Origin of the sequence: Loktanella salsilacus (assembly GCF_900114485.1) — a bacterium.
GTDB classification, from domain to species: Bacteria; Pseudomonadota; Alphaproteobacteria; order Rhodobacterales; family Rhodobacteraceae; genus Loktanella; species Loktanella salsilacus.
Map to the genome: position 1 here is coordinate 47779 of NZ_FOTF01000010.1, position 24845 is coordinate 72623.

The 24845-nt window shown below is 61.7% G+C and carries 24 protein-coding genes and 1 tRNA gene; 20 read left to right on the top strand and 5 right to left on the bottom strand.

Going from position 1 to position 24845, the window contains the following annotated elements; translation table 11 throughout:
• Positions 1-89 precede the first annotated feature (89 nt).
• The 6 genes from ribB (at position 90) to BM131_RS10510 (ending at position 4057) form a co-directional block, all read left to right on the top strand.
• On the top strand, positions 90-1220 hold the full coding sequence (gene ribB / locus BM131_RS10485; protein WP_090189214.1) for a 3,4-dihydroxy-2-butanone-4-phosphate synthase: 1131 nt from the start codon (positions 90-92) through the stop codon (positions 1218-1220).
• Positions 1220-1747 carry a 6,7-dimethyl-8-ribityllumazine synthase gene (locus tag BM131_RS10490; RefSeq protein WP_090189215.1) on the top strand — a complete coding sequence of 176 codons (528 nt, stop codon included), beginning with the start codon at positions 1220-1222 and terminating at the stop codon, positions 1745-1747. Before ribB ends, BM131_RS10490 begins: the two co-directional genes overlap by 1 nt.
• A complete protein-coding gene (gene nusB / locus BM131_RS10495; RefSeq protein ID WP_090189217.1) occupies positions 1744-2211 on the top strand; it encodes a transcription antitermination factor NusB in 468 nt (155 codons plus the stop codon). Before BM131_RS10490 ends, nusB begins: the two co-directional genes overlap by 4 nt.
• Before the next feature lie 138 nt (positions 2212-2349).
• Positions 2350-2898 carry an HdeD family acid-resistance protein gene (locus BM131_RS10500; protein ID WP_090189219.1) on the top strand — a complete coding sequence of 183 codons (549 nt, stop codon included), beginning with the start codon at positions 2350-2352 and terminating at the stop codon, positions 2896-2898.
• A gap of 267 nt (positions 2899-3165) precedes the next feature.
• Entirely contained in the window at positions 3166-3642 is a 477-nt protein-coding gene (locus tag BM131_RS10505) for an MmcB family DNA repair protein (protein ID WP_090189221.1), read from the top strand.
• A 4-nt stretch (positions 3643-3646) separates the two neighbouring features.
• Positions 3647-4057 carry a thioesterase family protein gene (locus BM131_RS10510; RefSeq protein WP_090189223.1) on the top strand — a complete coding sequence of 137 codons (411 nt, stop codon included), beginning with the start codon at positions 3647-3649 and terminating at the stop codon, positions 4055-4057.
• 4 nt (positions 4058-4061) lie between these two features.
• On the opposite strand, the gene BM131_RS10515 is transcribed toward BM131_RS10510, so the two are convergent.
• Positions 4062-4253 carry a DUF6324 family protein gene (locus BM131_RS10515; protein ID WP_090189225.1) on the bottom strand — a complete coding sequence of 64 codons (192 nt, stop codon included), beginning with the start codon at positions 4251-4253 and terminating at the stop codon, positions 4062-4064.
• Positions 4254-4335: 82 nt separating this feature from the next.
• Here BM131_RS10515 and BM131_RS10520 point away from each other — a divergent pair.
• Positions 4336-4412 (top strand) — tRNA-His (locus tag BM131_RS10520).
• Positions 4413-4778: 366 nt separating this feature from the next.
• Here the strand turns inward: BM131_RS10520 and BM131_RS10525 are convergent.
• Together BM131_RS10525 and BM131_RS10530 are read right to left on the bottom strand one after the other, a co-directional pair.
• A complete protein-coding gene (locus tag BM131_RS10525) occupies positions 4779-6056 on the bottom strand; it encodes a capsular biosynthesis protein (RefSeq protein WP_090189227.1) in 1278 nt (425 codons plus the stop codon).
• Positions 6053-7498 carry a GumC domain-containing protein gene (locus BM131_RS10530; protein ID WP_090189229.1) on the bottom strand — a complete coding sequence of 482 codons (1446 nt, stop codon included), beginning with the start codon at positions 7496-7498 and terminating at the stop codon, positions 6053-6055. The genes BM131_RS10525 and BM131_RS10530 overlap by 4 nt, the downstream gene beginning before the upstream one ends.
• A gap of 508 nt (positions 7499-8006) precedes the next feature.
• Here BM131_RS10530 and BM131_RS20670 point away from each other — a divergent pair.
• Positions 8007-9386: a WecB/TagA/CpsF family glycosyltransferase gene (locus BM131_RS20670; protein ID WP_090189233.1), complete on the top strand. Its 1380-nt coding sequence runs from the start codon at positions 8007-8009 to the stop codon at positions 9384-9386.
• 92 nt (positions 9387-9478) lie between these two features.
• On the opposite strand, the gene BM131_RS10545 is transcribed toward BM131_RS20670, so the two are convergent.
• A complete protein-coding gene (locus BM131_RS10545; protein ID WP_090189235.1) occupies positions 9479-10666 on the bottom strand; it encodes a polysaccharide biosynthesis/export family protein in 1188 nt (395 codons plus the stop codon).
• 240 nt (positions 10667-10906) lie between these two features.
• Here BM131_RS10545 and BM131_RS10550 point away from each other — a divergent pair, with 240 nt between their 5' ends.
• From BM131_RS10550 to BM131_RS10565, 4 genes are read left to right on the top strand one after another with little or no spacing between them, the layout of a single operon-like run.
• The gene (locus BM131_RS10550) at positions 10907-12142 is read left to right on the top strand and encodes an oligosaccharide flippase family protein (RefSeq protein WP_090189237.1); all 1236 of its coding nucleotides are present in this window, start codon (positions 10907-10909) and stop codon (positions 12140-12142) included.
• Between the two features lie 6 nt (positions 12143-12148).
• The gene (locus BM131_RS10555; RefSeq protein ID WP_090189239.1) at positions 12149-13069 is read left to right on the top strand and encodes a glycosyltransferase; all 921 of its coding nucleotides are present in this window, start codon (positions 12149-12151) and stop codon (positions 13067-13069) included.
• A gap of 20 nt (positions 13070-13089) precedes the next feature.
• Positions 13090-14070, top strand: a complete 981-nt coding sequence (locus BM131_RS10560; protein ID WP_090189240.1) for a glycosyltransferase family 2 protein — start codon at positions 13090-13092, stop codon at positions 14068-14070.
• Positions 14067-15101, top strand: a complete 1035-nt coding sequence (locus BM131_RS10565) for a glycosyltransferase family 4 protein (RefSeq protein WP_090189242.1) — start codon at positions 14067-14069, stop codon at positions 15099-15101. The genes BM131_RS10560 and BM131_RS10565 overlap by 4 nt, the downstream gene beginning before the upstream one ends.
• A gap of 82 nt (positions 15102-15183) precedes the next feature.
• Here BM131_RS10565 and BM131_RS10570 read toward each other — a convergent pair whose 3' ends face one another.
• Positions 15184-16374 carry an NADH:flavin oxidoreductase/NADH oxidase family protein gene (locus BM131_RS10570; protein WP_090189244.1) on the bottom strand — a complete coding sequence of 397 codons (1191 nt, stop codon included), beginning with the start codon at positions 16372-16374 and terminating at the stop codon, positions 15184-15186.
• Between the two features lie 569 nt (positions 16375-16943).
• Here BM131_RS10570 and BM131_RS10575 point away from each other — a divergent pair.
• The 8 genes from BM131_RS10575 to BM131_RS10610 are packed head-to-tail and all read left to right on the top strand — an operon-like array spanning position 16944 to position 24843.
• Positions 16944-18488 (top strand): ABC transporter substrate-binding protein, encoded by a 1545-nt coding sequence (locus BM131_RS10575; RefSeq protein ID WP_245754211.1) that lies wholly within the window; start codon positions 16944-16946, stop codon positions 18486-18488.
• Between the two features lie 42 nt (positions 18489-18530).
• Positions 18531-19484 carry an ABC transporter permease gene (locus BM131_RS10580; protein ID WP_090189248.1) on the top strand — a complete coding sequence of 318 codons (954 nt, stop codon included), beginning with the start codon at positions 18531-18533 and terminating at the stop codon, positions 19482-19484.
• Positions 19481-20374 carry an ABC transporter permease gene (locus BM131_RS10585; RefSeq protein WP_090189249.1) on the top strand — a complete coding sequence of 298 codons (894 nt, stop codon included), beginning with the start codon at positions 19481-19483 and terminating at the stop codon, positions 20372-20374. Before BM131_RS10580 ends, BM131_RS10585 begins: the two co-directional genes overlap by 4 nt.
• Positions 20361-21404, top strand: a complete 1044-nt coding sequence (locus BM131_RS10590; protein WP_090189251.1) for an ABC transporter ATP-binding protein — start codon at positions 20361-20363, stop codon at positions 21402-21404. Before BM131_RS10585 ends, BM131_RS10590 begins: the two co-directional genes overlap by 14 nt.
• Positions 21401-22372 (top strand): ABC transporter ATP-binding protein, encoded by a 972-nt coding sequence (locus tag BM131_RS10595; protein ID WP_090189253.1) that lies wholly within the window; start codon positions 21401-21403, stop codon positions 22370-22372. Before BM131_RS10590 ends, BM131_RS10595 begins: the two co-directional genes overlap by 4 nt.
• Positions 22369-22830: a RidA family protein gene (locus tag BM131_RS10600; protein ID WP_090189255.1), complete on the top strand. Its 462-nt coding sequence runs from the start codon at positions 22369-22371 to the stop codon at positions 22828-22830. The genes BM131_RS10595 and BM131_RS10600 overlap by 4 nt, the downstream gene beginning before the upstream one ends.
• On the top strand, positions 22827-23945 hold the full coding sequence (locus BM131_RS10605; protein WP_090189256.1) for a diaminopropionate ammonia-lyase: 1119 nt from the start codon (positions 22827-22829) through the stop codon (positions 23943-23945). The genes BM131_RS10600 and BM131_RS10605 overlap by 4 nt, the downstream gene beginning before the upstream one ends.
• Positions 23938-24843, top strand: a complete 906-nt coding sequence (locus BM131_RS10610; protein ID WP_090189258.1) for an N-carbamoyl-D-amino-acid hydrolase — start codon at positions 23938-23940, stop codon at positions 24841-24843. Before BM131_RS10605 ends, BM131_RS10610 begins: the two co-directional genes overlap by 8 nt.
• Positions 24844-24845 lie beyond the last annotated feature (2 nt).

The window sequence follows — 24845 nt, forward strand, 5'->3', positions numbered from 1 at the left end:
ATGGGCTGCGTCCTGATAGCGCTGCCACGATCTTTCCAAACCGCCTTGGCTGGGCTATTGGCCGAGGCAACACGCTAAAGGAATCCCCGATGACCCAACCTTTCGAGACGCCAGGCCCGGTTGAACGCGACTGGTCCGACGCGATCAGCAAGATTGAAGACATCATCGAGGACGCGCGCAACGGCCGCATGTTCATCCTTGTCGACCACGAGGACCGCGAGAACGAAGGCGATCTGGTGATCCCGGCGCAGATGGCAACGCCCGATGCAATTAACTTTATGGCGACCCACGGGCGCGGGCTGATCTGCCTGTCGCTGCCGGGTTCGCGCATTGACGCGCTGGGCTTGCAGTTGATGTCGACGAATAATTCGTCGCGTCATGAAACGGCCTTTACCATTTCGATCGAAGCCCGCGAAGGCGTCACCACCGGGATCAGCGCCCACGACCGCGCGCGCACCGTGTCTGTGGCCATCGACGCTGGCAAAGGGGCCGCCGATATCGCGACGCCGGGCCACGTCTTTCCCCTGCGGGCGAAAGAAGGCGGCGTGCTGGTGCGGGCCGGACATACCGAAGCTGCCGTTGATATCAGCCGCCTTGCTGGCCTGAACCCGTCGGGCGTGATCTGCGAGATCATGAAAGATGACGGCGAAATGGCACGCCTGCCGGACCTGATCGCCTTTGCACAGCTGCACGGCCTAAAGATCGGCACGATCAGCGACCTGATCGCCTATCGCCGCCGCCACGACAATCTGGTGCGCGAACAGTCCAGCCAGACCATCACCAGCGAATTTGGCGGTGACTGGGATATGCGGATTTATACCGACGAAACGCAGGGCGCAGAGCATATCGCGCTGGTCAAGGGCGACGTGACCACGGATGACCCTGTGCTGGTGCGGATGCACGCGCTGGACCCGATGCTGGACATCATCGGCACCGGCCCGCGCGGCCGCAGTGCCGAGTTTCATGCCGCAATGGAGCTGATCGCTGCCGAAGGGCGCGGCGTGCTGGTGCTGCTGCGCGATCTGCACATGAAAATGGTCCCCGATGACGAGGTGTCGCCCCAGACGTTGCGGCAGTATGGCCTTGGCGCGCAGATCCTGTCGTCGCTGGGCCTGCATAAGATTGAACTGCTGACCAATTCGCCCCGGCCCAAGGTCGTCGGGCTTGACGCATATGGGCTGGAAATCACCGGCACGCGCAAAATCTCGGAGATCGGATAATGGCCGGACCCTCGCACTATTCCATGCCGTTGCCGACGTTTGATGCACCGGTGAAATTGCTGGCCGTGGCCTCGCCTTATTACAAAGACATCTATGACCAGCAGATCGCAGGGGCGAAGGCCATTTGCGATCAGGCGGGCGTGGAGTTGGAGGTCATCGAGGTCCCCGGCGCGCTGGAAATTCCCACCGCTATCGGTATCGCTGAACGGCTTAGCAACTTTGACGGCTATGTCGCGCTGGGCTGCATCATTCGCGGCGAGACGACGCATTACGACACGGTCTGCAACGATTCCAGCCGCGGGTTGACGCTGCTGGGCCTGCAGGGCCTGTGCATCGGCAACGGCATCCTGACGGTCGAGAATTACGAGCAAGCTGCTGTGCGTGCGCAGGCGGATGGCCAGAACAAAGGCGGCGGCGCTGCGGCTGCCGCGCTGCATTTGATCGCGCTGGAACGGCGCTGGGGCAACGCGGGCAAGACCGTGGGCTTTACGAGCGGAAATCTGGCCAAAGGCGGAGAGACGGTATGACGATCTCGAATAACCAGCGGCGCAAAATGCGGTCTGCTGCTCGTTTCTTTGCGGTGCAGGCGCTGTTTCAGATGGAAGCCATCGGGCAGACCGTTGACGGTGTGATCACAGAGTTCGAAGACCACCGCTTTGGCGAGGTCTTTGACGATGTGGAAATGCTGGAAGGCGATGTCGACACCTTTCGCGGCCTGCTAGAGCGGGCTGTGGAAGATCAGGCGCGCATTGACCAGCTGACTGACCGCGCCTTGGTGGCGAAGTGGCCGCTGGGCCGGATCGACCCCACCCTGCGCGCGCTGTTCCGGGCTGCCGGCGCTGAACTGATCGCTAAGGATACGCCGCCCAAGGTCGTGATCACGGAATTCGTGGATGTGGCTGGCGCATTTTTTCCCGACGGCAAAGAGCCGCGGTTTGTGAATGCGGTGCTGGATCATATGGCGCATGAACTGCTGCCAGAAGGCTTTTAAGCGCGCGTTTTGTGATGTGAAGGGGGTGGCGGGCCCGCCCGCCCACCCCTTTCGGGGCTTTGCCCCGGACCCCAAGATACTTTAGACCAGAAGAAGCAGGGGCATTGATCCTGCGCTTTTTCTACGAGGTATCTTGCGATGACTGATCCCCTGTCCGGCCTTCCCCCCAGTGTCATGGATGCGGTGCGCGCTCATCGCGGGCGATCCCGTAACGTTGGCATCGTCATGATCGCCGTCGGGGTTTTGGCGATCCTGTTTCCTTTGGTGTTTTCTGTCGTGGCGAAGGTCGCGCTGGGCTGGGTGTTTTTGATCACCGGTGCGGTGCTGCTTTGGCATGCGGTGCAATCACGCGGCTGGCGATCTGGCTTGCTTGCTGGCGTGATCGCGCTGATGCATCTGGCGCTGGGCGTCTATCTGGCGTTCTTTGCGCTGACGGGTCTTGTTGGGCTGACGCTGCTGCTGGGCGCGGTGTTTTTGATGCAGGGTGTGGCCGAGGGCATGATCGCTATTCAACACCGGCCTGAAAAGGGCTGGGGTTGGCTGGCCGTGAACGGCATCGTCACGCTGGCCCTTGGTTTCTTGCTGATCGCCGGGTTGCCGGGAACAGCGCTGTGGGCGGTTGGCGTCATGCTCGGCGTGAACTTTGTGTCGACCGGCATCGCCATGATGGCGCTGAGCCGGGTCTGAGGTGGCGGGAACCGCAGCGACCGTGCAGGGACTTATTCCCGAGGACCTGTATGTACAGGTGGGCACCAGATAACCGGACCAGGGTCCGGACAGAGCCAGCGCCCTCGGATTTGCTTAAGGCCACTGGAATGTAGCCCCCATACGCACGGGAAGAGCAGAAGCCCGCCAAGGGTTGAGGTAAGCCTGCGGGCGCGGTTCGGCAAGGGGCGGGATGCAAATATCCTTGGCGGCCTTGACCGATGTTTACGTTTTGTTCATATTTGCGCCATGCCTGATGATATGAACCTGCCTGTTTCGATGCCAACTTTGATGCCAGGCCAATTGCTGGCGCGGGGCGTGTCGCGCCATTTGCGGGGCCATGATTTTGTCTGCGTCGAGGAACTGGTGCCGACCTCTGGCCTGCGGGTAGATGTGATGGCGCTGGGGCCGAAGGGCGAGATTTGGATTATTGAGTGCAAATCATCCCGCGCTGACTTTCAGTCTGATTCGAAATGGCAGGGCTATTTGCCGTGGTGTGATCGATTCTTCTGGGCTGTCGGGCCGGAATTTCCGACCGAACTGCTGCCGGAAGACACAGGTTTGATGATTGCCGATGGCTATGACGCGGAAATCCTGACGATGGGACCACAAACAAAGCTTGCACCAGCGCGCCGCAAGGTCATGATCCAGAAATTCGCGCGCCATGCGGCGGTGCGGGCGCAAACGGCGCGGGATCCGGGATTCGTGCTGCCATTCGGGGGGTGATACGATGCTGACAGTGGGTTTGAAGGCCGAGGCGCGGATGGTTGTGACCGCGAATATGCTGGTGCCGGGCGTCACGGGGGTCTTTGGCGATTTTTCCACAATGCCGCCGGTGCTGGCGACGATGTTTCTGGTCGGTTTTCTAGAGGAAACCGCCATCAAATGCGTTTTCCCGCATCAAGAGGCGGGGCAGCATTCGCTGGGCACGGACATTAATGTCACCCATATCGCGCCCACGCCCGAAGGGATGGAGATCCGCGCCGAGGCGGAATTGATCGAAATTGAGGGGCGCAGCCTGCGATTTCGCGTCAAAGCGTGGGATGCCGCAGGTTTAATTAGCGAAGGCACGCATCGCCGCGCCACGATTGACGTGGCGCGTTTCAATGCAAAAGTCGCCGCGAAATCTGGCGCGGCCTAGCGGTTTAGCGCGGTTTGACAGCGCGGGCTGCTGCGGCAGCTGCGCGAATTTCTTCTGCAATTTCCTCGGCTTCTTCGGGATCGAAGTCCATCGGGACCTCTACCGTGCCCGATGTAATGAACAAGCGGACCATGCCCAGTTCGGTCGGGCCGATCTGCATGTTGGCTTCTAAATCGCGTTCGTCGTTGATACCCATCGGGGCCTCCTGTTTTTTTGGCTTTTACGCGGGGCTTTCGGCTCTTGCAATCATGGATGGGGTTCGCTAAATCCGCCGCAGTGCCGCGTTAGCTCAGTTGGTTAGAGCGCTTGATTGTGGATCAAGAGGTCCCTGGTTCGAGACCAGGACGTGGTACCATATATCCTCCTTTCATGGTTGATATTGCTGCACTCTGCTAGAGTAGCGCCGAATTTACCCAGATTTGCGCCCGAATGGCTTCTTTTCAAGCGGCTTTTGTTTGCGCCGCCGTGCCCCAATGTGAACCCCGTCATAGCTTAGGGGTTGCGAGGGTATAAGAATCGGTCGCGTTTTCGGGCGAGATCACGCGCGTGCGCCTCGTGCACCCGCATTCCTATGTCTATTTTGATTCCATGGATGAAAACGGCGATGTCGTGAACCTGCGCTGCGCCGTGCAGTCTGGATCGCTGCCCTGGTCAATATCGCCTTCTGGTCCAAGATGGGGCTGATCGTGATCGCTAGAACCGCCGCGTTGCCGCTTGTCTTTTACCGCTTCATCGCCGCCATCGGATCCTGTTGAACCTCGCGGGCATGGACGCCCAACAAAAGCAGAGCGGGCCACAGCAGATAGGCCTCAATCTCCAAGTTCTCGCCAAAGGTGAGCAGGATGATCGTCATCATCAGCCCCATCGGCAGGCGGCCGCGTGGGCCGCAGGCCGCGTCGCGCAGGGTCAGAAGTGTTTGCCAGACCAGTGGCACCAGCAATGCGCCGAAACCGATCAGACCCTTGACGAACAACAAGCCGTACCACGTGTGGTGGCTGCCGATGGGCATGTATTCAACCGCGTGTGACCCCGGTTGCACGGTGCCATGACCGAACCAGACCGCCTCTTCTCGCCAGCGTTCGGTGGCGATGCGTTGCAGCGTTTCGCGCACCCGCGTGCTATCGGCGCGCGCATTTTTGAAGGCAGAGACGGCGTCCTTGGCCGCGGCCGCCAAGGCTGCGCCGCTAATCGCGAGCGAGGCCGTCAGGCCTGACAGGACCCGCCATGCCCAGCTTTGCAGGATAAGGGGCATCATGCGCGGGGCGACGGTGCAGGCCGCCAGACCCACAAGGCCCATCCGGGATTTGGACGCAAAGATCATCAGAAGACCTGCCGCGAGCCCGATACGGCGCCAGCGGCGGTCGCTTTCTTCTAGCGCGAAGAGCACTTGAACAACGCCCAGCAGCGCGGCGAAGGGCGACCAAGGCGCGTAGAACTGCCAGCGCGGTGTCCAGGTGCCTGGATCCCATCTGAACAAATAGACCGAAAAATACTCTGGCCCCGGACCGCCGATGGCTTTGAGCGGCGAGGTGAAAATCCGTTCCGGCAGTCCGATATGGGGCGCGGCCAGCATCAGGGGCGCTAGGATCAGCGTGCCAAGGCCAACAACACATTGTCCGCGCACCAGCACGCTGCGCCTGATCGGCAGCACAGCGCCGATCAGGGGGAAAAGCGCCAGCAGCGCCCACCCCTTTGCCCAGCCGATCGTGGATTTGATCGTCTGCTTCAGGCTCAGCGACCAGTTCAGGTGTCCGGCCCACAGGGCAACCAGCATGATGGCCATGCCGATGATCCACAGCCAGACCACGACAGGCACCGGGCCGACCGCCCGCATATCTGCGCGCACGGCGTTGCCAAGGTAAAGGATTAGCACGGCCAGCCCGCCCAGCGTCCAAGCCAGCACCGGCCCCACGACGTAAAGTGCGCCGATGGCATAAAAGGGCCAGGTCCAGACTAACGTGCGATAAACCAGACGTTCGACCGGGTTCAGGTCGGTCATGCCTTGGCTGCGGGCTTGGTCAGCAGCCGGCTGATCAAGGCAAGGCGGACCCAGCCCATCGCAAGGGCCATGAGCATCATCAGCGTGGCGGCGATGCCAGCCGCGACGGCGAGTTTGCGATTGGGCGACGACGGGCGATCCGCCAGCGACGGATTTTCCAGCACCTGAACCAGCGGGTAGGACGCGTAGACATCCGATTTGCTCGACTGGGCACGGGCAATGGCCGAGGCAAAGACCGCCTCTGCCACCGAAAAATCGCGCTCCAGATCCTGAAGCTGCGCGGCGGCGGCGGCCTTGCTGGTCAGGTCTGTCTGCCCGTCAGCGAATTGCGCCTGCAATGTCGTCAGTTCCTGAAAAAGCCCGGCCCGGTCGACGTCCTTGCGCACCAGGTCCGACAGCAGGTCAGCGCGGACGCCGTGCGGGGCAAGGTCGAGGGTGGAAAGTGTGGCCGTGTCCAGCCCGGTTGTCACCGCAGCCAGTTGCAAGGCGGCAGCGCGGGCTGTGTCGCGCGCACCGCGCGCGGCAACGACCTTGGGATGCGCCGCGCCGTATTGGGCGGATGCTGCGGCAAGTTCCGTGCCAAATAACGCGACCTCGTCTATCAGGGCGAGGTAAGAGCCGTCGGCGTAAAGCTTGAGCGTCTTGGCGGCCGATTCCGGATCTAGGCCAAGCTGACGCGACATCGCCGCGACAGCAGCATCCGCTTCTGAAAGGGCTGCGGCGCGGCTGCGGATTTCGGTCTGCAGCGCGAGGTTACGGTCCAGCAGCACATCGTATTGCTGAACCGACAACAAACCCGTTTGATCCTGAAGCGTCGAAATCTCTGCCCGGGTCCCGGCCACAGAGTCGCGGTAGTCGGCAATCGCTTGCAGGCTGCTGCCTTGGCGCGTGTTAACCTCGTCCGTCCGAAGGGCGTCAAGTTCGCGGAAAAAGGCCGTCAGGATCGCGTCGCCGCGCGCTTGGGCATCCTGCGGGCTGCTGCCGATCATCTGGAAATGGATCAGGCTGGTCTGATCGACCAGTTCCACGCGCGGCTGGCCAAGGTCGCTTTGGCCTATGTCCAGCGACTTTGCAGCAGCGGCAAGAATGCGGTCTGCGTTCAGCAGGCGTTTGTAGGTTTCAGTCGGACTAACGGCATTGCTGGAAAACGCCGAGTTTGCAGAGGATGACGCCTGACCGATTCCGTTCAGGTTCAATGACGCAGAAGCGCCAGAGCCGGGCAGGATCAGCGAGGTGGAGGATGTGTATTTTAGCGGAGCGGTCCGCAGATAGCCCATGATCGGGGCCCAGATCATTGCGGCGCCAAGAATGGCAAAGGCGGCATACCGCGGCAACCGGCCCAGATCGCTGGGCTTGCCGCCGACAAAAGCGCGCTTGACCTTGCCTTTGCGGCGGCCCGGCCGGGGGGCGGTCAGGGTTGTGTCGGCTGGCGCATAAGACATGGGTTAACTCTCCTTTAACCTAGGTCCTAACAATTTGAACCGCATGCATCACTCGCGCGAAAGGGCACCTGCGGGTCGCATCGGGCGCGGTGGCCTATCCGCCCGGATAGGTCCGTACGATCCGGCCATCCTAGCGGTCAGCGTTTTGATGCGCCTATTTGTCACCTTCGCTTTGACCGCCCGCATGAACGAAAAGGGGGCGTTCTGTGCGCCAAAGCCCAGCGAATCGGGCAACAGGTCGCAGTCGTTGGCGATCAATTCGCCCATGACGGGTCCGCGGTTCAAAGGCTCCGCATACGGGCGTGCGGGCATTCGGGGCCTGATTTCCGGAAAATTTAACGCGCATTCTACTCAAAAAGTATATGCGCGTTAACCATTGGCACAGGACCGCATCGCCGTATGGCTGTCGCAGTATCCTCTGCCCAGCGAATCTACCCGGTCGTTCCGTTGCGCCAAACCCCTTTTTTTATTGATCTTATGGCAGCCACCTTGGAAACGGGATGCCCAGATGAAACATGCAACTTTCGACTTCGATGCCAATGTCACTGCCTTTGCCGGTGCGCAGACCTATCTTCCGGCGCTTGATCTGTCGCTTGTTGATAGCACCCTTCAGGGCGCAGTCGATGCGTTGCTTCTGCCCGGCAAGCGCAAGGCGTTTTTCATCAATGCGCATTGCTGCAACGTGATGCATCGGGACCGGGCCTATATGAAGGCGGTGCGCTGCGCCGACGTGCTGTTGCCAGATGGGATCGGCGTGGACTTGGCGGCCCGGATGACCGGACAGCGCCTTGCCGGCAACCTGAACGGCACGGACCTGATCCCCGCGCTGCTGACGCAGGCGGCGAAGGCTGGCAAGTCGGTCTATCTATTCGGGGGCACGCCGGGAACAGCGGACGCTGCGGCGGCCACCCTGATCCAGCGCATTCCAGATCTGCAGGTCGCGGGTACCCGCGACGGGTTCGCAGGTGCGCAGAACACCGACGCGGTCATCGCTGACATCAATGCCAGCGGCGCCCACATTGTGCTGGTCGCCCTTGGCGTGCCGCTGCAGGAAAACTGGATCGACCAACACGCCCACAAACTGGACGCGCAGTTGGTGACGGGTGTCGGCGCGGCACTGGATTTTCTGGCTGGCAATGTCAGCCGTGCGCCCGTTTGGGTGCGCCGTGCCCGGTCCGAATGGATCTGGCGTCTGGCGCAGGAACCGCGCCGCCTTGCACGTCGCTACCTTGCGGGCAATCTGACCTTTCTGGCGCGCGCAGGTGTGGCAACACTGCGCCGTGTGTCAGCGGCAAGCGCGATGCGCAGGACGCTTGATGTCACAGTCGCAGGCTCCGCCTGTGTGGCGCTTGCCCCGGTTCTGGCGCTGACGGCGATCGCGATCAAGGCAGACTCGCCTGGGCCGGTGCTGTTCAAGCAGACCCGCATTGGACATAACGGCCAGCCCTTCACGATATTCAAGTTCCGGTCGATGGTGCAGGACGCCAAGGCGCGCCGCGCGGCCCTTTTGGCAACGTCTGACCGCGACGGCATCTGCTTTAAATCCAAATCCGATCCGCGCATCACAAAGGTTGGCAAGGTGATCCGGCGTCTGTCCATCGACGAGCTGCCGCAAATCCTGAACGTTCTGCGCGGTGATATGGCAATCGTTGGTCCGCGCCCTGCGCTGCCGGACGAAGTCGCGGCCTATCCGGCCCGCGCGATGCAGCGTTTGTCCGTGAAGCAGGGCATCACTGGGATGTGGCAAGTTTCTGGTCGTGCCGATATCGCATTCGACGAGATGATCGATATGGACCTGACCTATGCCCGGTCGCGGACCATCATGCTTGACCTGACGCTGATCGCCCGCACATTCCGCGCCGTTCTGTCGGGCCGCGGCGCCCACTAACTGACTGGTCACAAAGTGGCAAAGCAGGCAGCCCCCGGGCTGCCTGTTTGCGTTTGCAGATAGCAGCCAATCACCACACGCCCGCGACGTGTTTACCTTGCCAGCAGGGTCGCGGCCCCCAGAACGCCGAAGATCCGACCGATCTCTGCTATATTTGTGACCGTACTATCGTAACAGGCCAGCGCATCGCCGGGCAGCAAGTAGGGGTCGTAATCGTCCCGGTCGGCGCGGCGCAGCAAATCTTCGATATCGCGTTCAATCACGGCGGACACGCCGGTGATCGGGTTGCGGGTGAACAGCACCGATGATCGGTCCGCGCTTGTGCTACGCGGCCCGCCGACACAGTTCGCGTCGATCACCGCTTGCAGGTAACGCGTGCCGTATGGCACCTCTCGCACGGTCTGGCCGATGGCAGAGGACGCGTTATTGGTCGCGGGCTGGGTCAGGTTCGACAGGAACAGGCTGACGCCCGGCGGGCTGATCGGGCTGGGCCGCATCAGGTCTTCTTGGAAACACTGGCGGCTTGGGACGCGGATTTCGTCGCCGCTTAGCAGCATGATGTCGACGGCGTTCTGCCCTTCGAATACGCCGCGCATGTCCAGCCGGTACAGCGCACCGCCGCGCCGCACTTCCACTGCGGATATGTCAGCATCAGGCCGCACGCCGCCGACAGCGCGCAGGGCGGCGGATAGGTTGCGTCCTTCGGTCGAGGCACCAAGGGCCGTCTGACGCACGACATCAAGGCGGTCGCCCATCACGCCGCCAATTTCCACCGCATGTGGTTCGAACACAGCGCCCGATACGGCCACGTTGACAGAGGCGAAATCCGTCACGCGGACCGACAGCTGCGGTGTATCGGCGTAGAAATCCTTGGAGTGCAGGCCGCGCAGGATGTCTGCCTCTACCTCGGATGTAGATCGGCCCTGCGCTTGGATCGGGTCAAGGAACGGCAGTTTCAACGTCCCGTCGCGTGACACGACGTAGGACCCGCTAAATGTCGGATCATCGCCAACACGCACATCAAGAAGGTCGTTCCGGGTCAGCCGTTCGCCCTGCAGAATGGAAGCAGCCATCGTGCTGCCTTTGCCAAGACTTGCGCCAGCCGCGTCGACGCCGCCCAAGGGCAGACACTTTTGCGCGTTCAGCGGCTCTGACCGCAGGTACATCGCGTTCTGGCGGGTCACGGCGGGGTCGCGGTACTGGGCCTGATAGGCGTCGCCTGTGGCCACCGCCTCGATGTTGTCGGGCGTGTCGTAAGCGGTACAGGCCGGCGTCAACATCAGGACTGACAGGGCGCAGGATAGGTGGAGTGAATGGGCCAACGCGAACCTCTGCTATCTGTCGTTGTAAGTAGCCTATGCCGATTCAACGTGACGGTCCAAGGGGCAGCTGGATCAAGCCCTATCCGGATGGGTAGGCTGTTGCCCTTTTGCGCGGGTCCGCTGGCCTGAGGGGGCGGGGACAGACGGGGTAGGGCGCCTTTAAAGTTTGTTTACCGCAATCACCGGGACAACTGAAACATGCAGGCGACGTCACGATCCAAGGACCTGATCGGCAATCTGATGGCCTACGGCGCATCCGAAGTCGCGGCCAAGGCGTCGCGCCTGATCGTTGTCATCGCCGTCGCCCGGACGCTGGACCTGACGCAGATCGGTGTCGCCGCAACGGCGATGGCGGCTGGCGACATCCTGAAATCGCTGACGCAAAACGGTGTCGGCCAACGGATCATCGCCGCGCGCGACGACGCGCTAGAGGCTGTCTGCGCCACCGCACATCGGATCTTTTGGGGGTGGAGCATCGGATTGTTCGCCGTGCAGACCGCCATCGCCGCCGGCTTCTGGCTGTCGGGCGGCAGCGTGACGCTGTCGATGCTGATTTTCCTGCTCGGTGCTGAATACCTGTTCATGCCGGCAGGTCTGGTTCAAGGCGCGCTTGCGATGCGGGCAGGCAAGCTGCGGCGCACCGCATCCATCGCGGGGGCGCAGGTCGTGGGGGCGAACCTGATGTCTGTGCTGCTGGTGCTTGTCTGGCCGTCAGCGCTGGCACTGATCCTGCCGCGCCTGCTGTCCGCGCCGATCTGGTTGATCGCCATACGCCGCCTGCACCCTTGGACCCGCAACGCCGCCGCAGGCTTTGCCCCGCTGCGCCCCTTCGTCGATTACGGCTGGGCTGTGCTGGGGGTGGAGCTGGTCAAGGCGCTGCGGATGCAGGCTGACAAGCTGATCGTCGGCCTTTTGATGGGATCAAAGGCGCTGGGCCTATATTTCATGGCCTTCAACGCGGGTCTTGGCCTGTCGAACGCCTTTACCGTCGCCTTTGCCACGGTCCTGTTTCCGCATCTGACCCAGACCGCCAACCGCAATGCGGCTTTGCGCGGCAGCTTTCTGATCGGTGTCGGCGTGATCGGTCCGGTGGTGGTCCTGCAAGCACTGGCAGCCCCCTATTACATCCCGGTCCTGCTGGGCGAGAGTTGGGCCGAGATCGGTGACATCGTATCGATCCTTTGCCTTGTGGCGATCCCCACGACGCTTTGGACCGCCGCCGCTGGTTGGCTGCGGGCCAACAACCGGCCGCAGGTTGAACTGGCCGTGACCGTGGCGCTGGCCGCCGGCGTCATTGCCAATACGGTGTTGCTTGCTCCGCTAGGCCTGACCGTCGTCGCCACCGGCTATGCCATCACCACGACGACCATCTTCGTCGCCGCCTCGCTTCCTGCGATCCGCGCCGCCTTTTTCCACCGTCCAGCACAGGTTTAATCCAAAATGAAATTCACAGTTGTCATTCCCTGCTACAACGCCGCTGCGACACTGCTGGACACGCTGTCCAGCATCACATCCCAGACCCACCCGGCGTTGCAGGTGATCTGCGTTGACGATGGATCCAAGGACGCGACCCGTGCCATCGTGCGCGCAGTGTCCGCGCAAGATGCGCGCGTCACGCTGGTCCGCAATCGGGGCAAAGGGCCATCCGATGCCCGCAATCACGGCGCATCATTTGCGTCACCCGGCGATGTCATCGCCTTCTGCGACGCCGACGACATCTGGTCGCGGGCGAAGCTGGCACAGCTGGCCGTCGTCTTGGCCGACCCGTCGATTGATGCCGCCTTCGGTCAGGTCGCCTTTTTCAAAGGCGCACCAGCAAGCGCATCGTCGTTTTCAACCGTGCCGACAGGGCCGCTGACCATCCCGATGCTGCTGGGCGAAAACCCTGTCTGCACCATGTCAAACATCGCAGTCCGGCAGGACGTTTTCGCAGCATCCGGCGGTTTCGACACAAGGATCGTGCACAACGAGGATCTGGAATGGCTGATCCGCTTGGTCGGAGCGGGGGCCAACATCGTCGGCACCCCCCAGCGCCAGACATGGTATCGGGCCAGCACCGGCGGACTATCCTCTGACCTTTCTGCGATGGCGGAAGGACGCGATATGGCGCTGCAGACGGCGGCCGAATTTGGCTATGCGCCGGACCGCGCCGCCGAGGCGGTGCACCAGCGTTACCTTGCCCGCCGGGCCCTGCGCCTTGATCAAGGGCGCATCAAACCGCTGCGCTATACTCTGCGCGGTTTGCTCTTCAGTCCCAAAGCATTCTTTTCAACGCCCCGCCGTGGGGTGCTGACGCTGCTTGGGGCCTGCGGCGCGCTAACGATGCCGCGCAGGCTGTCCCGCCGCCTTTTCACGCGCTGAGTTTTTAAAGGAGATCGATCATGCCCCGTGTCACCATCGTCGTCCCTGCCTATAATACCGCCCGGACCCTTGCGGGCACGTTGTCTGCCTTGCTGGACCAGACCTTTCGCGATTTCGAGATCGTCGTGGTCGACGACGGGTCCAGCGACGCCACAGCCGCCATCGCGACATCCTTTCAGGGTGATCTGCGTGTTCGCCTGATCCAGCAGCCCAACCACGGCCTTGCGGGGGCCCGCAACACGGGTATCGCGGCCGCGAAGGGTGATCTTATCGGGTTCTGCGATGCCGATGACCTGTGGGAGCCGTGGAAGCTGCATGCGCATGTCCGGCATCTGGACGCGGCACCGCTTGTCGGCGTCAGCTACGCAGGCTCTGCCTTGATCGATGACGATGGCAGGTTTCTGAAACAGGCGCAGCGCCCGCGCCTGACCGGGGTCGACGCGGCGCATATCCTTAAGCGCAATCCTATCGGGAATGGGTCAGCGCCGGTCATCCGCCGCGCGGTGTTTGACGCCATCGCTTATCGCCCGGCGTTCCAGATCGCGCGGGACTGGTATTTTGACGAAACCTTCCGGCAGTCCGAAGACATCGAATGCTGGGTGCGGATCGCGCTGACGACCAACTGGCGGTTCGAAGGCGTGCCCGGCCTGCTGACCCGCTACCGCATCAGCGCTGGCGGCTTGTCCGCCGCGACCGATCGCCAGTTGGCCGCATGGGAGGCGATGATCGCCAAGCTGACGCCCCTTGATCCAGCGATGATGACCCGGCTTGCCCCGGCGGCACGCGCCTACCAACTGCGCTATCTTGCGCGGCGTGCGGTCAGCGACGGTGACGGTGCGCACGCGTGGCAGATGATCACCGATGCATTGCGCCAGTCTTGGATTCCGCTGATCGAAGAGCCGATCAAGACCGTCACCACGGCGGTCGCAGCCCTTGCCCTGCGGCTGGGCGGGCGGGCCGTGATGGCATCGCTGCTGACACTAAAGGCGCACAAACCATGACCCGCCGTCCTACCGTGCTGCACCTTGTCGATGACACCACCGCTGGCGGTGTGATGCGCGTCGTCGATTTCCTCGTGACCTCTGGCGACCTGCAGGCGCAGGCCCGGCATGTCACGCAGCAGGTCGCCCGTGGCCGCATCCGGCCCGCGCGTCTAAAAGCGGACGTCATCGTCTCTCATCTTACCTTAAACTGGCGCGGCATGCCGGGGCTGGCTGCGTTGCGCGCCGTCAATCTGCGCACCCCGATGATCCACGTCGAACACAGTTATACGGCTGGCTTTGTGACGCATAATGTTTCTTGCCCCGGGCGTTTCCTTGCGATGCTGCGCCTTGGGTTTGCCAACTTCGACAAGGTCGTCGCTGTCAGCGCCGCGCAGGCGAAATGGATCGACGAAAATGCCCTGTGCCCCGCTGACAAAATCACGGTCATTCCATCCTGCGTTGATCTGCAGGCCTTTCGCGCCGTCCCTGGTCACGCTGGCCCGGTTCGGGTGTTTGGCGCGATCGGGCGCCTTGATCGGCAAAAAGGGTTCGACACCCTCATCGCTGCATTCCGCACGCTATCAAGTCCAGAAATGGCCCTGCACATCTACGGTCAAGGTGATGAAGAGGCGTCACTGCGCCGTCTTGCGTCAGATGATCCGCGCATACATTTCAAAGGCTTCTCTGCCGCGCCGACCCTTGCTTTCGCGGCCGTCGATGCGGTGATCATGCCGTCCCGCTGGGAGGCTTACGGCCTTGTGGCCATCGAAGCGCTGAGCGCGGGCAGATCTGTGATTTGCGCCGATGTGGACGGGTTGAACGATCACGCCGCCCACGGTGGAATGGTCGTGCCGCTTGGCACAAAGAGCGAGATTTGCCACGCGCTGTCGCGTGTTATGACGCGGGGGACGGGCCTTGTGGCGCAAAACCGGTCTGTGCGTGTGCTCGAGGATGCATTCCTTCAATCTTGGAGCGACCTGATAGCGCATCAAGGCGCGTCACACCGGTGGTCCGCAAGGGGCACGGGGCTACAGCCGTCTCAAAGCTGACTTCGGTGGCAAGCTGAGTGAGAGTCTGCTGTGCGGACATAGCGACACCTATGCCGCCCAACATTCAGCCTCTCAATCACCTTCAGCCCTCGAAGTGGCGTGACCAGATTTCTGTGCGTTTCGCGTCGCGCACTTCGTATTCGCGTATCGCGCGGGTAAGGTCGCCAACTTCGTCTGTTTCTTTGTCAGCCGCTATGTCTGTTAGCCGCATAGTATACCAAGCAGTTATCCCGCCCTCTGGCGCATCCGAAAATCTTGGAAAGGATGGTTCTGGCATCTGGTTTTCCATCCACAGATTGGGAAGGCTCGGCGCAAGAACAAGCTCACGGGCGAGACCCACGACATCAACCACACCGCTCCTCACTGCGTCTTCTGCTTGCGCTCGTGTTTTGAAACCGCCGGTCAGCATAAGAGGCTTGGAGGTTTTGGTTCTTGCACGTTTGGCAAACTCGATAAAATACGGCCCGCGCCCCGCTCCATCTGAGGCAGCTTTCGCGCCGGGAAAGTAGGTCCCACCGCTGATGTCGATAAGGTCCACGGAGGATGCGTCTAAAGCTGCGACAACCTCAAGAGCATCATCTTCATCAAGTCCGCCGACCAATTGATCCGAGGAGTTGAGTTTTACCGCAATAGGAAAGTCGGGACCGACTTCCTTACGCACTGCTTCAATGGATTGAAGCAACATTTTCATACGGTTGGCGATTGTCCCGCCGTATTCATCACTGCGTTTGTTAAATAACGGCGACAGGAATTGACTGAGGAGAAAACCATGTGCCGCATGGATTTGCACGCCACCAAACCCTGCTTGTTGCGCCAACTTTGCTGTCTTGGCGAAGTCCAAAGGAAGTTGTTGAATTTCGTCCAGCGACATCCCTTCACATTGCAGGTCGGGCAAGTCGAGTTCGCTTGGCCCTTTCGGATTGCTGATTGGGCGATACGCAAGCGCACCAGCATGTCCAAGTTGCAGCCATAACAGCGCGCCGTTTCTGCTGCCGTGTTCTGCAAGAGACTCGAATTTTGACATATCAGAGTTCACGTCCAACACAAGATTTCCGGGCTTTTCGGCAAAGTTGGGCGAGGGTTGCACCTCCCCGATAATCGACACGGCCACACCACCTTCGGCCCAGCGTTGGTAGAGTCGATTTTGTTCAGCGGTGGGGATGCCTGTGCCTTCGCCCAATGAGTCAGACATTGCAGATTTGGCAATCCGGTTTTTCAAGATCACACCGCAAGGCAGTTCCAACGAACTAAACAGAACATCATCTTGTTGCATTAGAATGGCCCCTTCAAATTTTGGCTACTGACGACACTTTCATGAAAAAGCATGGCGGGGCAACCTTGTGTAGGTTCGGGCTCGAACCAGCCATTCGCTGCGGAGGTCATGACCGTCCTGCACAGGCCGCAGGTGACGCGCCGAGGGGGGTGCGCACCTCGATTATGTCTCGGGTCGTTTTAAAACAGCGGCATCAGTGGACCAATGACCGCGGGTTGAACTCACAAACAGCCTGCCCCGCACTACCGAAAACAGGTGCGGACAAATTTAGATCATCACAGGGCCATAGGTCAGGCTAGGGCACGCAGCACTCTGATGTGCCTCTATCCTTTCGAACTGACCTCAAATCTATCATCGCACCCGCACAGGCGCTGCAAATTTAAGCATGGCAGAATCCCTGACTGATTTCGCGCAACCTTTTTGCGCGCCGGTTTGACAGGGCAGATGATTAATCGCCGGTTGGTCCCCAGCGGCAGGGTTGCCTGTCACGCCACGCACATTCGGGGAACACACGTATGATACATCGGATCAAAACCAGACTTCTCAGCTCGGCCGTCGGACTTGCGCTTATGGCGCTTCCGGCTTGGGCCGACGGCACCTTGCGGATCGGCATGACGGCCTCTGACATTCCGCTCACGACCGGCCAGACCGACCAAGGGGGCGAGGGGATGCGCTTCATGGGGTATACGGTGTATGACGCGCTGATTAACTGGGACCTGACCTCTGCCGACAAACCGTCGGGTTTGATCCCGGGCCTTGCGACGGAATGGACCGTTGGCGAGGATCAGCTGACATGGACCTTCAAGATCCGTGAAGGTGTTAAATTTCACGACGGCTCTGACTTTACGGCAGACGATGTCGTGTGGAACTTTGACAAGCTGCTGGATGATACATCCGAACAATACGACCCGCGCCAGTCCGCGCAGGGTAAATCGCGTATTCCGGCTGTCGCCAGCTACCGCGCTGTTGATCCGCAAACGCTAGAAATCGTCACCAACGTGCCTGACGCAACGCTGCCTTACCAGTTGGCGTGGATCCTGATGTCGTCCCCTGCCCAGTGGCAAGCGCTTGGCAAAAGCTGGGACGCCTTTGCCGAAGACCCCTCTGGCACTGGACCTTGGATCATGGACAGCTTTGTGCCGCGCGAACGGGCAGAGCTGCTGCCGAACGCGGCCTATTGGGACGACACCCGCGTGCCGCAACTGGACAAGATGATCCTGATCCCGCTGCCCGAACCCAACGCCCGGTCTGCCGCGCTGATGTCCGGTCAGGTCGACTGGATCGAGGCACCGGCCCCCGACATGATCCCCGCCTTGCAAGGCAACGGGTTCGAGATCGTGTCCAACACCCTGCCGCATAACTGGACGTGGCACCTGTCCCGCGTGGAAGGCTCGCCTTGGAATGACATCAACGTGCGCAAGGCGGCCAACCTGGCCATCGACCGCGAAGGCATGTCGGTGCTGCTGGGCGGCATGATGGTCCCGGCAGAAGGCTTCTTGCCGCCCGGCTCGCAATGGTTCGGCACGCCGGATTTCAAGGTCACCTATGACATCGAGGCCGCCAAGGCGCTGATGGAGGAATCCGGCTATGGCCCCGACAACCGCCTGACGGTCAAGGCGCTGATCTCTCCGTCCGGGTCTGGTCAGATGCTGCCGCTGCCGATGAACGAGTTCATTCAGCAAAACCTTGCAGAGGTCTGGATCGACGTGGAATTCGAGGTCGTCGAGTGGAACACGATGATCAACATCTGGCGTGCTGGCGCAGCTGACGACAGCAGCCAAGGTGCCCAGTCGATCAACTTTACCTACTTCATTCAGGACCCGTTCACCGGTCTGATCCGGCACCTGTCTTGCGACCTGATTGCACCCAATGGCACCAACTGGGGCCACTACTGCGATCCAGAAATGGAAGAGCTGATCAAGCAGATCCGCACCACCTTTGATCCCGAAGAGCAGACTAAAGTCCTGCAAAAGACGCATGAGAAGTACGTCAATGACGCGCTGTTCCTGATGGTCACGCACGACGTGGCACCGCGTGCGATGAACGCAAATGTCAAAGGCTTCGTGCAGGCGCAGAACTGGTACCAGAACTTCAGCTCGATCACGATGGAGTAGAAAGGGCAGGGGCGGCCACAGCGCCGCCCCGTCCGATATATCATGTTTACATATCTCCTGCGCCGCCTCGTTTACGTGATCCCTGTCGCCCTTGGCGTCAGCCTGATCTGTTTTCTTCTTGTTCACATTGCCCCGGGCGATCCGCTGGTCGCGGTCATGCCCATCGACGCCACAGCCGAGCAAGAGGCTGAAATGCGCGCCGTCTACGGCTTTGATAAACCGCTGCCTGTGCAGTTCGGTATCTGGCTGGGAAATGCGGTGCAGGGTGATCTGGGCCGATCCATCGCCACCGGTCGCGCCGTCGCGCCAGAGGTAACGCGCGCTGTCGGCAACACACTGCTATTGGCCGCCGCCGCCAGCGTGATCGGCTTTCCGCTGGGTATCTTCTTTGGTTTCATGGCGGGCTATCTGCGCGATACGGTCTGGGACCGGATCATCACCGCCACCGCCATCGCTGGCGTATCGACGCCGAATTATTGGCTGGGGATGGTGCTGGTCATCATCTTTTCAATCACCTTGCCGTGGCTGCCGTCTATGGGTGCGGGGCCGGGTGGATCGTCTGATTGGACATGGGATTGGCTGCATATGCGCCATCTTGTCCTGCCCGCGATCACGTTGGCCGTGGTGCCAATGGGGATCGTCATGCGCACGACGCGGGCGCTGGTGTCTGACATTCTGGATCAGGATTTCGTGCAGGCGCTTTATGCCAAAGGCATGACGAATAGCGGCGTGCTGCGCCATGTTGCCCGCAACGCCGCCCCAACGGCGCTGTCCGTCATCGGCCTGCAACTGGGCTATCTGCTGGGCGGGTCTATCCTGATCGAGACTGTCTTTAACTGGCCCGGCTCCGGCTATCTGCTATCGGTCGCCATCCTGCAGCGGGATCTGCCGATGCTGCAAGGCACGATCCTTGTGCTGGCGATGTTCTTTGTCACGCTGAACCTGCTGGTGGATATCGCCCAATCCATGATTGACCCAAGGATTTCGCGCGCATGACCTATACCGCAACCTCCACATCCACAGCGCTAGAGGTGCCAGCCGCCCCCACTGTCGGGTATTGGGCCGGGGTCTGGCGCCGTTTGCGCCGCGATCCTGTGTCGCTGATCTGTGCGGCGATCCTGCTGGCGCTGATCTTTTGCGCCATCTTTGCGCCTTGGCTGGGCTTTGCTGATCCATACACCGGATCAATGATCGCGCGCCTGAAACCCATCGGGACGCCGGGGCATATCCTTGGCACGGACGAGCTTGGCCGCGATATGCTGGCCCGGCTGATCTATGGCGGACGGCTGACTCTGTTCCTTGGCATCACGCCTGTCGTTGCAGCCTTTGTGATTGGCACCTCGCTTGGTCTGATCGCGGGCTATGTCGGCGGCTGGGTCAATTCGATGATCATGCGCGTGACGGATATCTTCTTTGCCTTCCCGTCTGTGCTGCTGGCCATCGCGATCTCTGGCGCGCTGGGGGCGGGGGTGGTGAATTCGCTTGTGTCGCTGACCATCGTCTTCATCCCGCCGATCACCCGCGTCGCCGAAAGCGTCACCGCATCCGTGCGCAAGCTGGACTATGTCGATGCGGCGCGCGCCAGCGGGGCGGGCAACTTTACCATCGTGCGGGTGCAGGTGCTGGGCAATGTGCTGGGGCCGATCTTTGTCTACGCCACCAGCCTGACCAGCGTGTGCATGATCATTTCCGCCGGCCTGTCGTTCCTTGGCCTTGGCGTCAAACCGCCAGAGCCAGAGTGGGGTCTGATGCTGAACACCCTGCGCACGGCAATCTACATCAATCCATGGGTGGCGGCGCTGCCGGGCATGATGATCTTCATCACGTCCCTTTGCCTGAACCTGCTCAGCGACGGTCTAAGGAGCGCGATGAATGTCCGCCAATAAAACCATCACGACAGCCCCGTCATTGGCGGACATCGGCGGCCCCCGTCAGCCCTTGATCACCGCCAAGGACCTGACCTGCCACTTTCCGGTCCGCGCCGGAATACTGGCCCCGAAAAAGGTGGTCCGCGCCGTCGATGGCATCGATTTTACCATCGCAAAAGGAGAGACCCTTGGCGTCGTCGGCGAGTCCGGTTGCGGCAAGTCGACAACCGCCCGCTTGCTGATCGGTCTGGTCCCGATCACGGGCGGCAAGATCATCTATGACGGGCAAGAGCTGAACGCGGACCTTAGCCTGCGCGATCTGCGGCGCGGCGTGCAGATGGTGTTTCAGGACAGCTTTGCATCCCTTAACCCGCGCATGACGATCGAGGAAACGATTGCCTTCGGCCCCAAGGTGAACGGCGTGCCGCAGGCCGAGGCCTTGGCGATTGCCCGCGATCTGCTGGACCGGATCGGCCTTGATCCCGCGCGGTTCGCGGGCCGTTACCCGCACGAGCTGTCCGGCGGCCAGCGGCAGCGGGTCAATATCGGGCGCGCCCTTGCGATGCGGCCCCGGCTGCTGATCCTAGATGAAGCCGTGTCCGCGCTGGATAAATCGGTCGAAGCGCAGGTACTGAACCTGCTTGAAGACCTGCGGCGCGATTTTGATCTGACCTATATGTTCATCAGCCACGACCTGAATGTGGTCCGCTTCATCTCTGACCGGCTGATGGTGATGTATCTGGGCGAGGTGGTCGAGGTTGGCCCCGCAGAGGCGCTGTATCACAAGCAGGCGCATCCCTATACGGCAGCGCTGTTTTCCGCGATGCCGTCAATGGACCCGGACGCGCGCACGCAGGTGCCGCCCTTGGCTGGTGATCCGCCCAATCCCATCGATCCGCCCTCTGGCTGCCGGTTTCACACCCGCTGCCCGCTGGCCAAATCGGTGTGCAGCAGTCTAAAGCCCCGCGCCATCACGCTGAATGAGGGGCATCAGGTGGCTTGCCACCTCCATGATCCCGCGTCCGGATATGAAGAGGTGGCAGCATGAGCGCGCTTGTCGAAATCGAAGACCTGACCGTCCGCTTTAGCGGCGAACGTACAGTCCATGCGCTGAACGGCGTCAGCCTGTCGGTGGAAAAGGGCGAAGTCGTCGCCCTGCTGGGGGAAAGCGGATCGGGCAAAAGCGTCACGCTAAAATCCTTGATGCAGCTTTTGCCCGGCAAGCGCACCAAGATTGGCGGCAAGATCGCCTTTGACGGCCGCGATGTGCTGAAACTCAAGGGCCGAGAGCTGGCGAACTTTCGCGGGCCAGAGGTCGCGATGATCTTTCAGGATCCGTCGCTGGCGCTGGACCCGGTCTATGCCATCGGCACCCAGATCGCCGAAACCGTTATGCGCCATGAGGGGCTATCCCGCCCCGACGCCAACGCGCGCGCCCTTGATATGCTGAAGCGGGTGCGCATTCCCTCGCCGGAGCGGCGGCTGTCGAACTACCCGCACGAGATGTCGGGCGGCATGCGGCAGCGGGCGATGATCGCGCTAGCGCTGGCCTGCGGCCCGCGCCTGCTGTTGGCGGACGAGCCGACGACCGCGCTGGATGCCACGGTGCAGATGCAGGTGCTGCTGCTCCTGCGAGAGTTGCAGCAGGAAATGGGCATGTCGGTGATTTTCGTCACCCATGACATTGGCGTCGCGGTTGAAATCGCGGACCGGGTGGCGGTGATGTATGCGGGCACCATTGTTGAAACCGGCACCATCGCCGAAATCATCAAAGATCCCCGTCATCCCTACACAAAGGGGCTTTTGGCCGCGAACCTGCACGGCGCGGTCAAGGGCGCGCGCCTTGATGCCATCCCCGGCGCGCCGCCCACACTCGAAGAACCACCAACAAGCTGCCCCTTTGCCCCCCGGTGTCCGGTGGCCATGGCGGCTTGTCACGCTGCCCGCCCGCCGCTGATCAGCAAAGGACCGGGCCGCGCCGTCGCATGTATATTAGAGGCAGAGAGCGTCCTATGAGTGAGATTGAAAAGAAACTGGCAGACATGGGTCTGGAACTGCCGCCCGATTGCCCGTCGCGGGCCAGCTATCTGAAATACCGCACGTGGAACGGTCTGTTGTTCCTGTCGGGGCAGATTTGCGAATGGAACGGCACGCCCAAATGGCTGGGCCCGATCACGCCCGAAACCGCGATGGAGGAAAGCCGCAAAGCCGCGCAACTGTGTGCCCTGAACCTGCTGTTCTGCACCAAAGAGGCGCTGGGATCGCTGGACCGCGTCAGCGCCGTGCTGCGCGTCGGCGGCTTTGTGAATGCGGGGCCGACCTATAAAACCGGACCTGCGGTCATCGACGGCGCATCGCGGCTGTTCATTGACCTGTTCGGGGATGCCGGCCAGCATGCCCGCACGGCTGTCTGCGTATCAAGCCTGCCCGAAAACGCCGCGGTCGAGGTGGACGCCGTGCTGGCCTATACATGAGGCTGGTGCCCAACGCGCTGGCGCAGCGCAGCGCGCCTTGGACGCAGGTGCAAGACGCGATCCTGTCCGATGCCGCGCTAAGGGCGGCGCATCAGGTTGTGTCATCATGGGATGGCTATGCGCCCACGCCGCTGCACGCTTTGCCGGGGTTGGCCGCGCAGGCGGGGATTGCGTCGCTGCACATCAAGGATGAAAGCGGCCGCTTTGGCATTGGCAGCTTTAAGGCGCTGGGCGGGGCCTATGCCGTGGCGCAGGTGCTCGCGCAGCACCCCAGCCCGGCTGACATCGTCGTGACCTGCGCCACCGACGGCAACCACGGCCGGTCCGTGGCATGGAGCGCGCAGCGCTTTGGCTGCCGCGCTGTGATCTTCATCCACGAAACAGTGTCGCAGGGCCGGGCCAATGCGATCGCCAGTTTCGGGGCCGAGGTCCGGCGCGTGCCAGGGGGCTATGACGACAGCGTGCGCATCGCCGCCGATGTCGCAGCGCGCGAGGGTTGGCACGTTGTGTCCGACACCTCTTGGCCCGGCTATACCGACGTGCCGCGCAACGTCATGCAAGGCTACGAAATCATGGCCGCCGAGGCCTTTGACGCGCTGCCCGCGCCGCCGACCCATATCTTTATCCAGACGGGCGTTGGCGGCGTTGCGGCTGCGGTCGCCGGTTTGGCAAAACGTCGCTGGGGCGATGCGCGGCCTTGTATCATCCTTGCCGATCCAACCGGCGCAGCGTGCTGGGCCGACAGCTTTTTCGCAGGAAAGCCGACTGTTGCGCAGGGCACTGTCGACACCCTGCAGGCCGGACTGGCGTGTGGAGAGGTCTCTGAGCTGGCTTGGGACATCCTGAAGGACCACGGGGATTTCGCCATCACCGTGCCCGATCATTTGGTCGGGCCGATGATGCGCCAACTGGCCGCCCCCGCGAACGGCGATCCCGCGATAGAGGCGGGGGAATCTGCCGTGGCCGGCTTGGTCGCCTGTCTGTCTGCAGACGGCGCAATGCGGCATGCGATCGGCCTTGGCCCCGCGTCGCGTGTGCTGACCTTTGCGACCGAGGGCGCGACTGATCCGGCGCTGTACCGCTCCATCATCGCGGGGGATGATTTGCATGCGTAACCTGATCGCCGCCGTCGCCCAGATGGGGCCAATCGCACGGGACGCGCCGCGCAGCAGCGCGGTCGCGCGCATGTGTACAATGATGACCGACGCGGCGGACCGCGGTGCATCGCTGGTCGTCTTTCCCGAATTGGCGCTGACAACCTTCTTTCCGCGCTGGCATCTGGAAGGTGCCGATTTGGATCAGTGGTTTGAAACAGCGATGCCGAACGCGGCCACGCAGCCGCTGTTCGATTTGTCGGCCAAGCTGAACATAGCCTTCCACCTTGGCTATGCCGAACTGACGCCGCAGGGGCAGCGATTTAATACGGCAATCATGGTCGAGGCGGGCCAGATCGTCGGAAAATACCGCAAAATCCACCTGCCGGGTCATCAAGAGCCAGAGCCCTGGCGTCCGTTTCAGCACCTTGAAAAGCGGTATTTTGAAACCGGCGATCTGGGCTTTTCAGTCTTTGACGCACTTGGCGGCAAGGCGGGGATGTGTATTTGCAACGACCGGCGTTGGCCGGAAACATGGCGTATGCTGGGCCTGCAGGGTGCGGAACTGGTGGCGCTTGGTTACAACACGCCGCTGCATTATCCGCCCGCGCCGGAACATGATCACCTGCAGTATTTCCACAACGCCCTGTCGATACAGGCGGGCTGCTATCAAAACGGCCTTTGGGCGCTGGCGGCGGCCAAGGCCGGGCACGAAGAAGGCTGCGATCTGATCGGCGGCAGCATGATTGTCGCCCCAACCGGCGAAATCGTGGCGCAGGCCCTTGGGGTCGGGGACGAGGTGATCACCGCCCGCATCGACCTTGATCGCTGCGCCGAGATACGCCGCAATATCTTTGATCTGGCCAAGCACCGAGAGCCGCAGACCTATGGCCTTCTGACTGCGCCCAAGGCGGGGTGAGC

Bases quoted from the DNA above. Each gene is read 5' to 3' on its own strand.
- ribB (WP_090189214.1), top strand. From the start codon at position 90: ATGACCCAACCTTTCGAGACGCCAGGCCCGGTTGAACGCGACTGGTCC.
- BM131_RS10490 (WP_090189215.1), top strand. From the start codon at position 1,220: ATGGCCGGACCCTCGCACTATTCCATGCCGTTGCCGACGTTTGATGCA.
- nusB (WP_090189217.1), top strand. From the start codon at position 1,744: ATGACGATCTCGAATAACCAGCGGCGCAAAATGCGGTCTGCTGCTCGT.
- BM131_RS10500 (WP_090189219.1), top strand. From the start codon at position 2,350: ATGACTGATCCCCTGTCCGGCCTTCCCCCCAGTGTCATGGATGCGGTG.
- BM131_RS10505 (WP_090189221.1), top strand. From the start codon at position 3,166: ATGCCTGATGATATGAACCTGCCTGTTTCGATGCCAACTTTGATGCCA.
- BM131_RS10510 (WP_090189223.1), top strand. From the start codon at position 3,647: ATGCTGACAGTGGGTTTGAAGGCCGAGGCGCGGATGGTTGTGACCGCG.
- BM131_RS10515 (WP_090189225.1), bottom strand. From the start codon at position 4,253: ATGGGTATCAACGACGAACGCGATTTAGAAGCCAACATGCAGATCGGC.
- BM131_RS10525 (WP_090189227.1), bottom strand. From the start codon at position 6,056: ATGACCGACCTGAACCCGGTCGAACGTCTGGTTTATCGCACGTTAGTC.
- BM131_RS10530 (WP_090189229.1), bottom strand. From the start codon at position 7,498: ATGTCTTATGCGCCAGCCGACACAACCCTGACCGCCCCCCGGCCGGGC.
- BM131_RS20670 (WP_090189233.1), top strand. From the start codon at position 8,007: ATGAAACATGCAACTTTCGACTTCGATGCCAATGTCACTGCCTTTGCC.
- BM131_RS10545 (WP_090189235.1), bottom strand. From the start codon at position 10,666: ATGTTGACGCCGGCCTGTACCGCTTACGACACGCCCGACAACATCGAG.
- BM131_RS10550 (WP_090189237.1), top strand. From the start codon at position 10,907: ATGCAGGCGACGTCACGATCCAAGGACCTGATCGGCAATCTGATGGCC.
- BM131_RS10555 (WP_090189239.1), top strand. From the start codon at position 12,149: ATGAAATTCACAGTTGTCATTCCCTGCTACAACGCCGCTGCGACACTG.
- BM131_RS10560 (WP_090189240.1), top strand. From the start codon at position 13,090: ATGCCCCGTGTCACCATCGTCGTCCCTGCCTATAATACCGCCCGGACC.
- BM131_RS10565 (WP_090189242.1), top strand. From the start codon at position 14,067: ATGACCCGCCGTCCTACCGTGCTGCACCTTGTCGATGACACCACCGCT.
- BM131_RS10570 (WP_090189244.1), bottom strand. From the start codon at position 16,374: ATGCAACAAGATGATGTTCTGTTTAGTTCGTTGGAACTGCCTTGCGGT.
- BM131_RS10575 (WP_245754211.1), top strand. From the start codon at position 16,944: ATGGCGCTTCCGGCTTGGGCCGACGGCACCTTGCGGATCGGCATGACG.
- BM131_RS10580 (WP_090189248.1), top strand. From the start codon at position 18,531: ATGTTTACATATCTCCTGCGCCGCCTCGTTTACGTGATCCCTGTCGCC.
- BM131_RS10585 (WP_090189249.1), top strand. From the start codon at position 19,481: ATGACCTATACCGCAACCTCCACATCCACAGCGCTAGAGGTGCCAGCC.
- BM131_RS10590 (WP_090189251.1), top strand. From the start codon at position 20,361: ATGTCCGCCAATAAAACCATCACGACAGCCCCGTCATTGGCGGACATC.
- BM131_RS10595 (WP_090189253.1), top strand. From the start codon at position 21,401: ATGAGCGCGCTTGTCGAAATCGAAGACCTGACCGTCCGCTTTAGCGGC.
- BM131_RS10600 (WP_090189255.1), top strand. From the start codon at position 22,369: ATGAGTGAGATTGAAAAGAAACTGGCAGACATGGGTCTGGAACTGCCG.
- BM131_RS10605 (WP_090189256.1), top strand. From the start codon at position 22,827: ATGAGGCTGGTGCCCAACGCGCTGGCGCAGCGCAGCGCGCCTTGGACG.
- BM131_RS10610 (WP_090189258.1), top strand. From the start codon at position 23,938: ATGCGTAACCTGATCGCCGCCGTCGCCCAGATGGGGCCAATCGCACGG.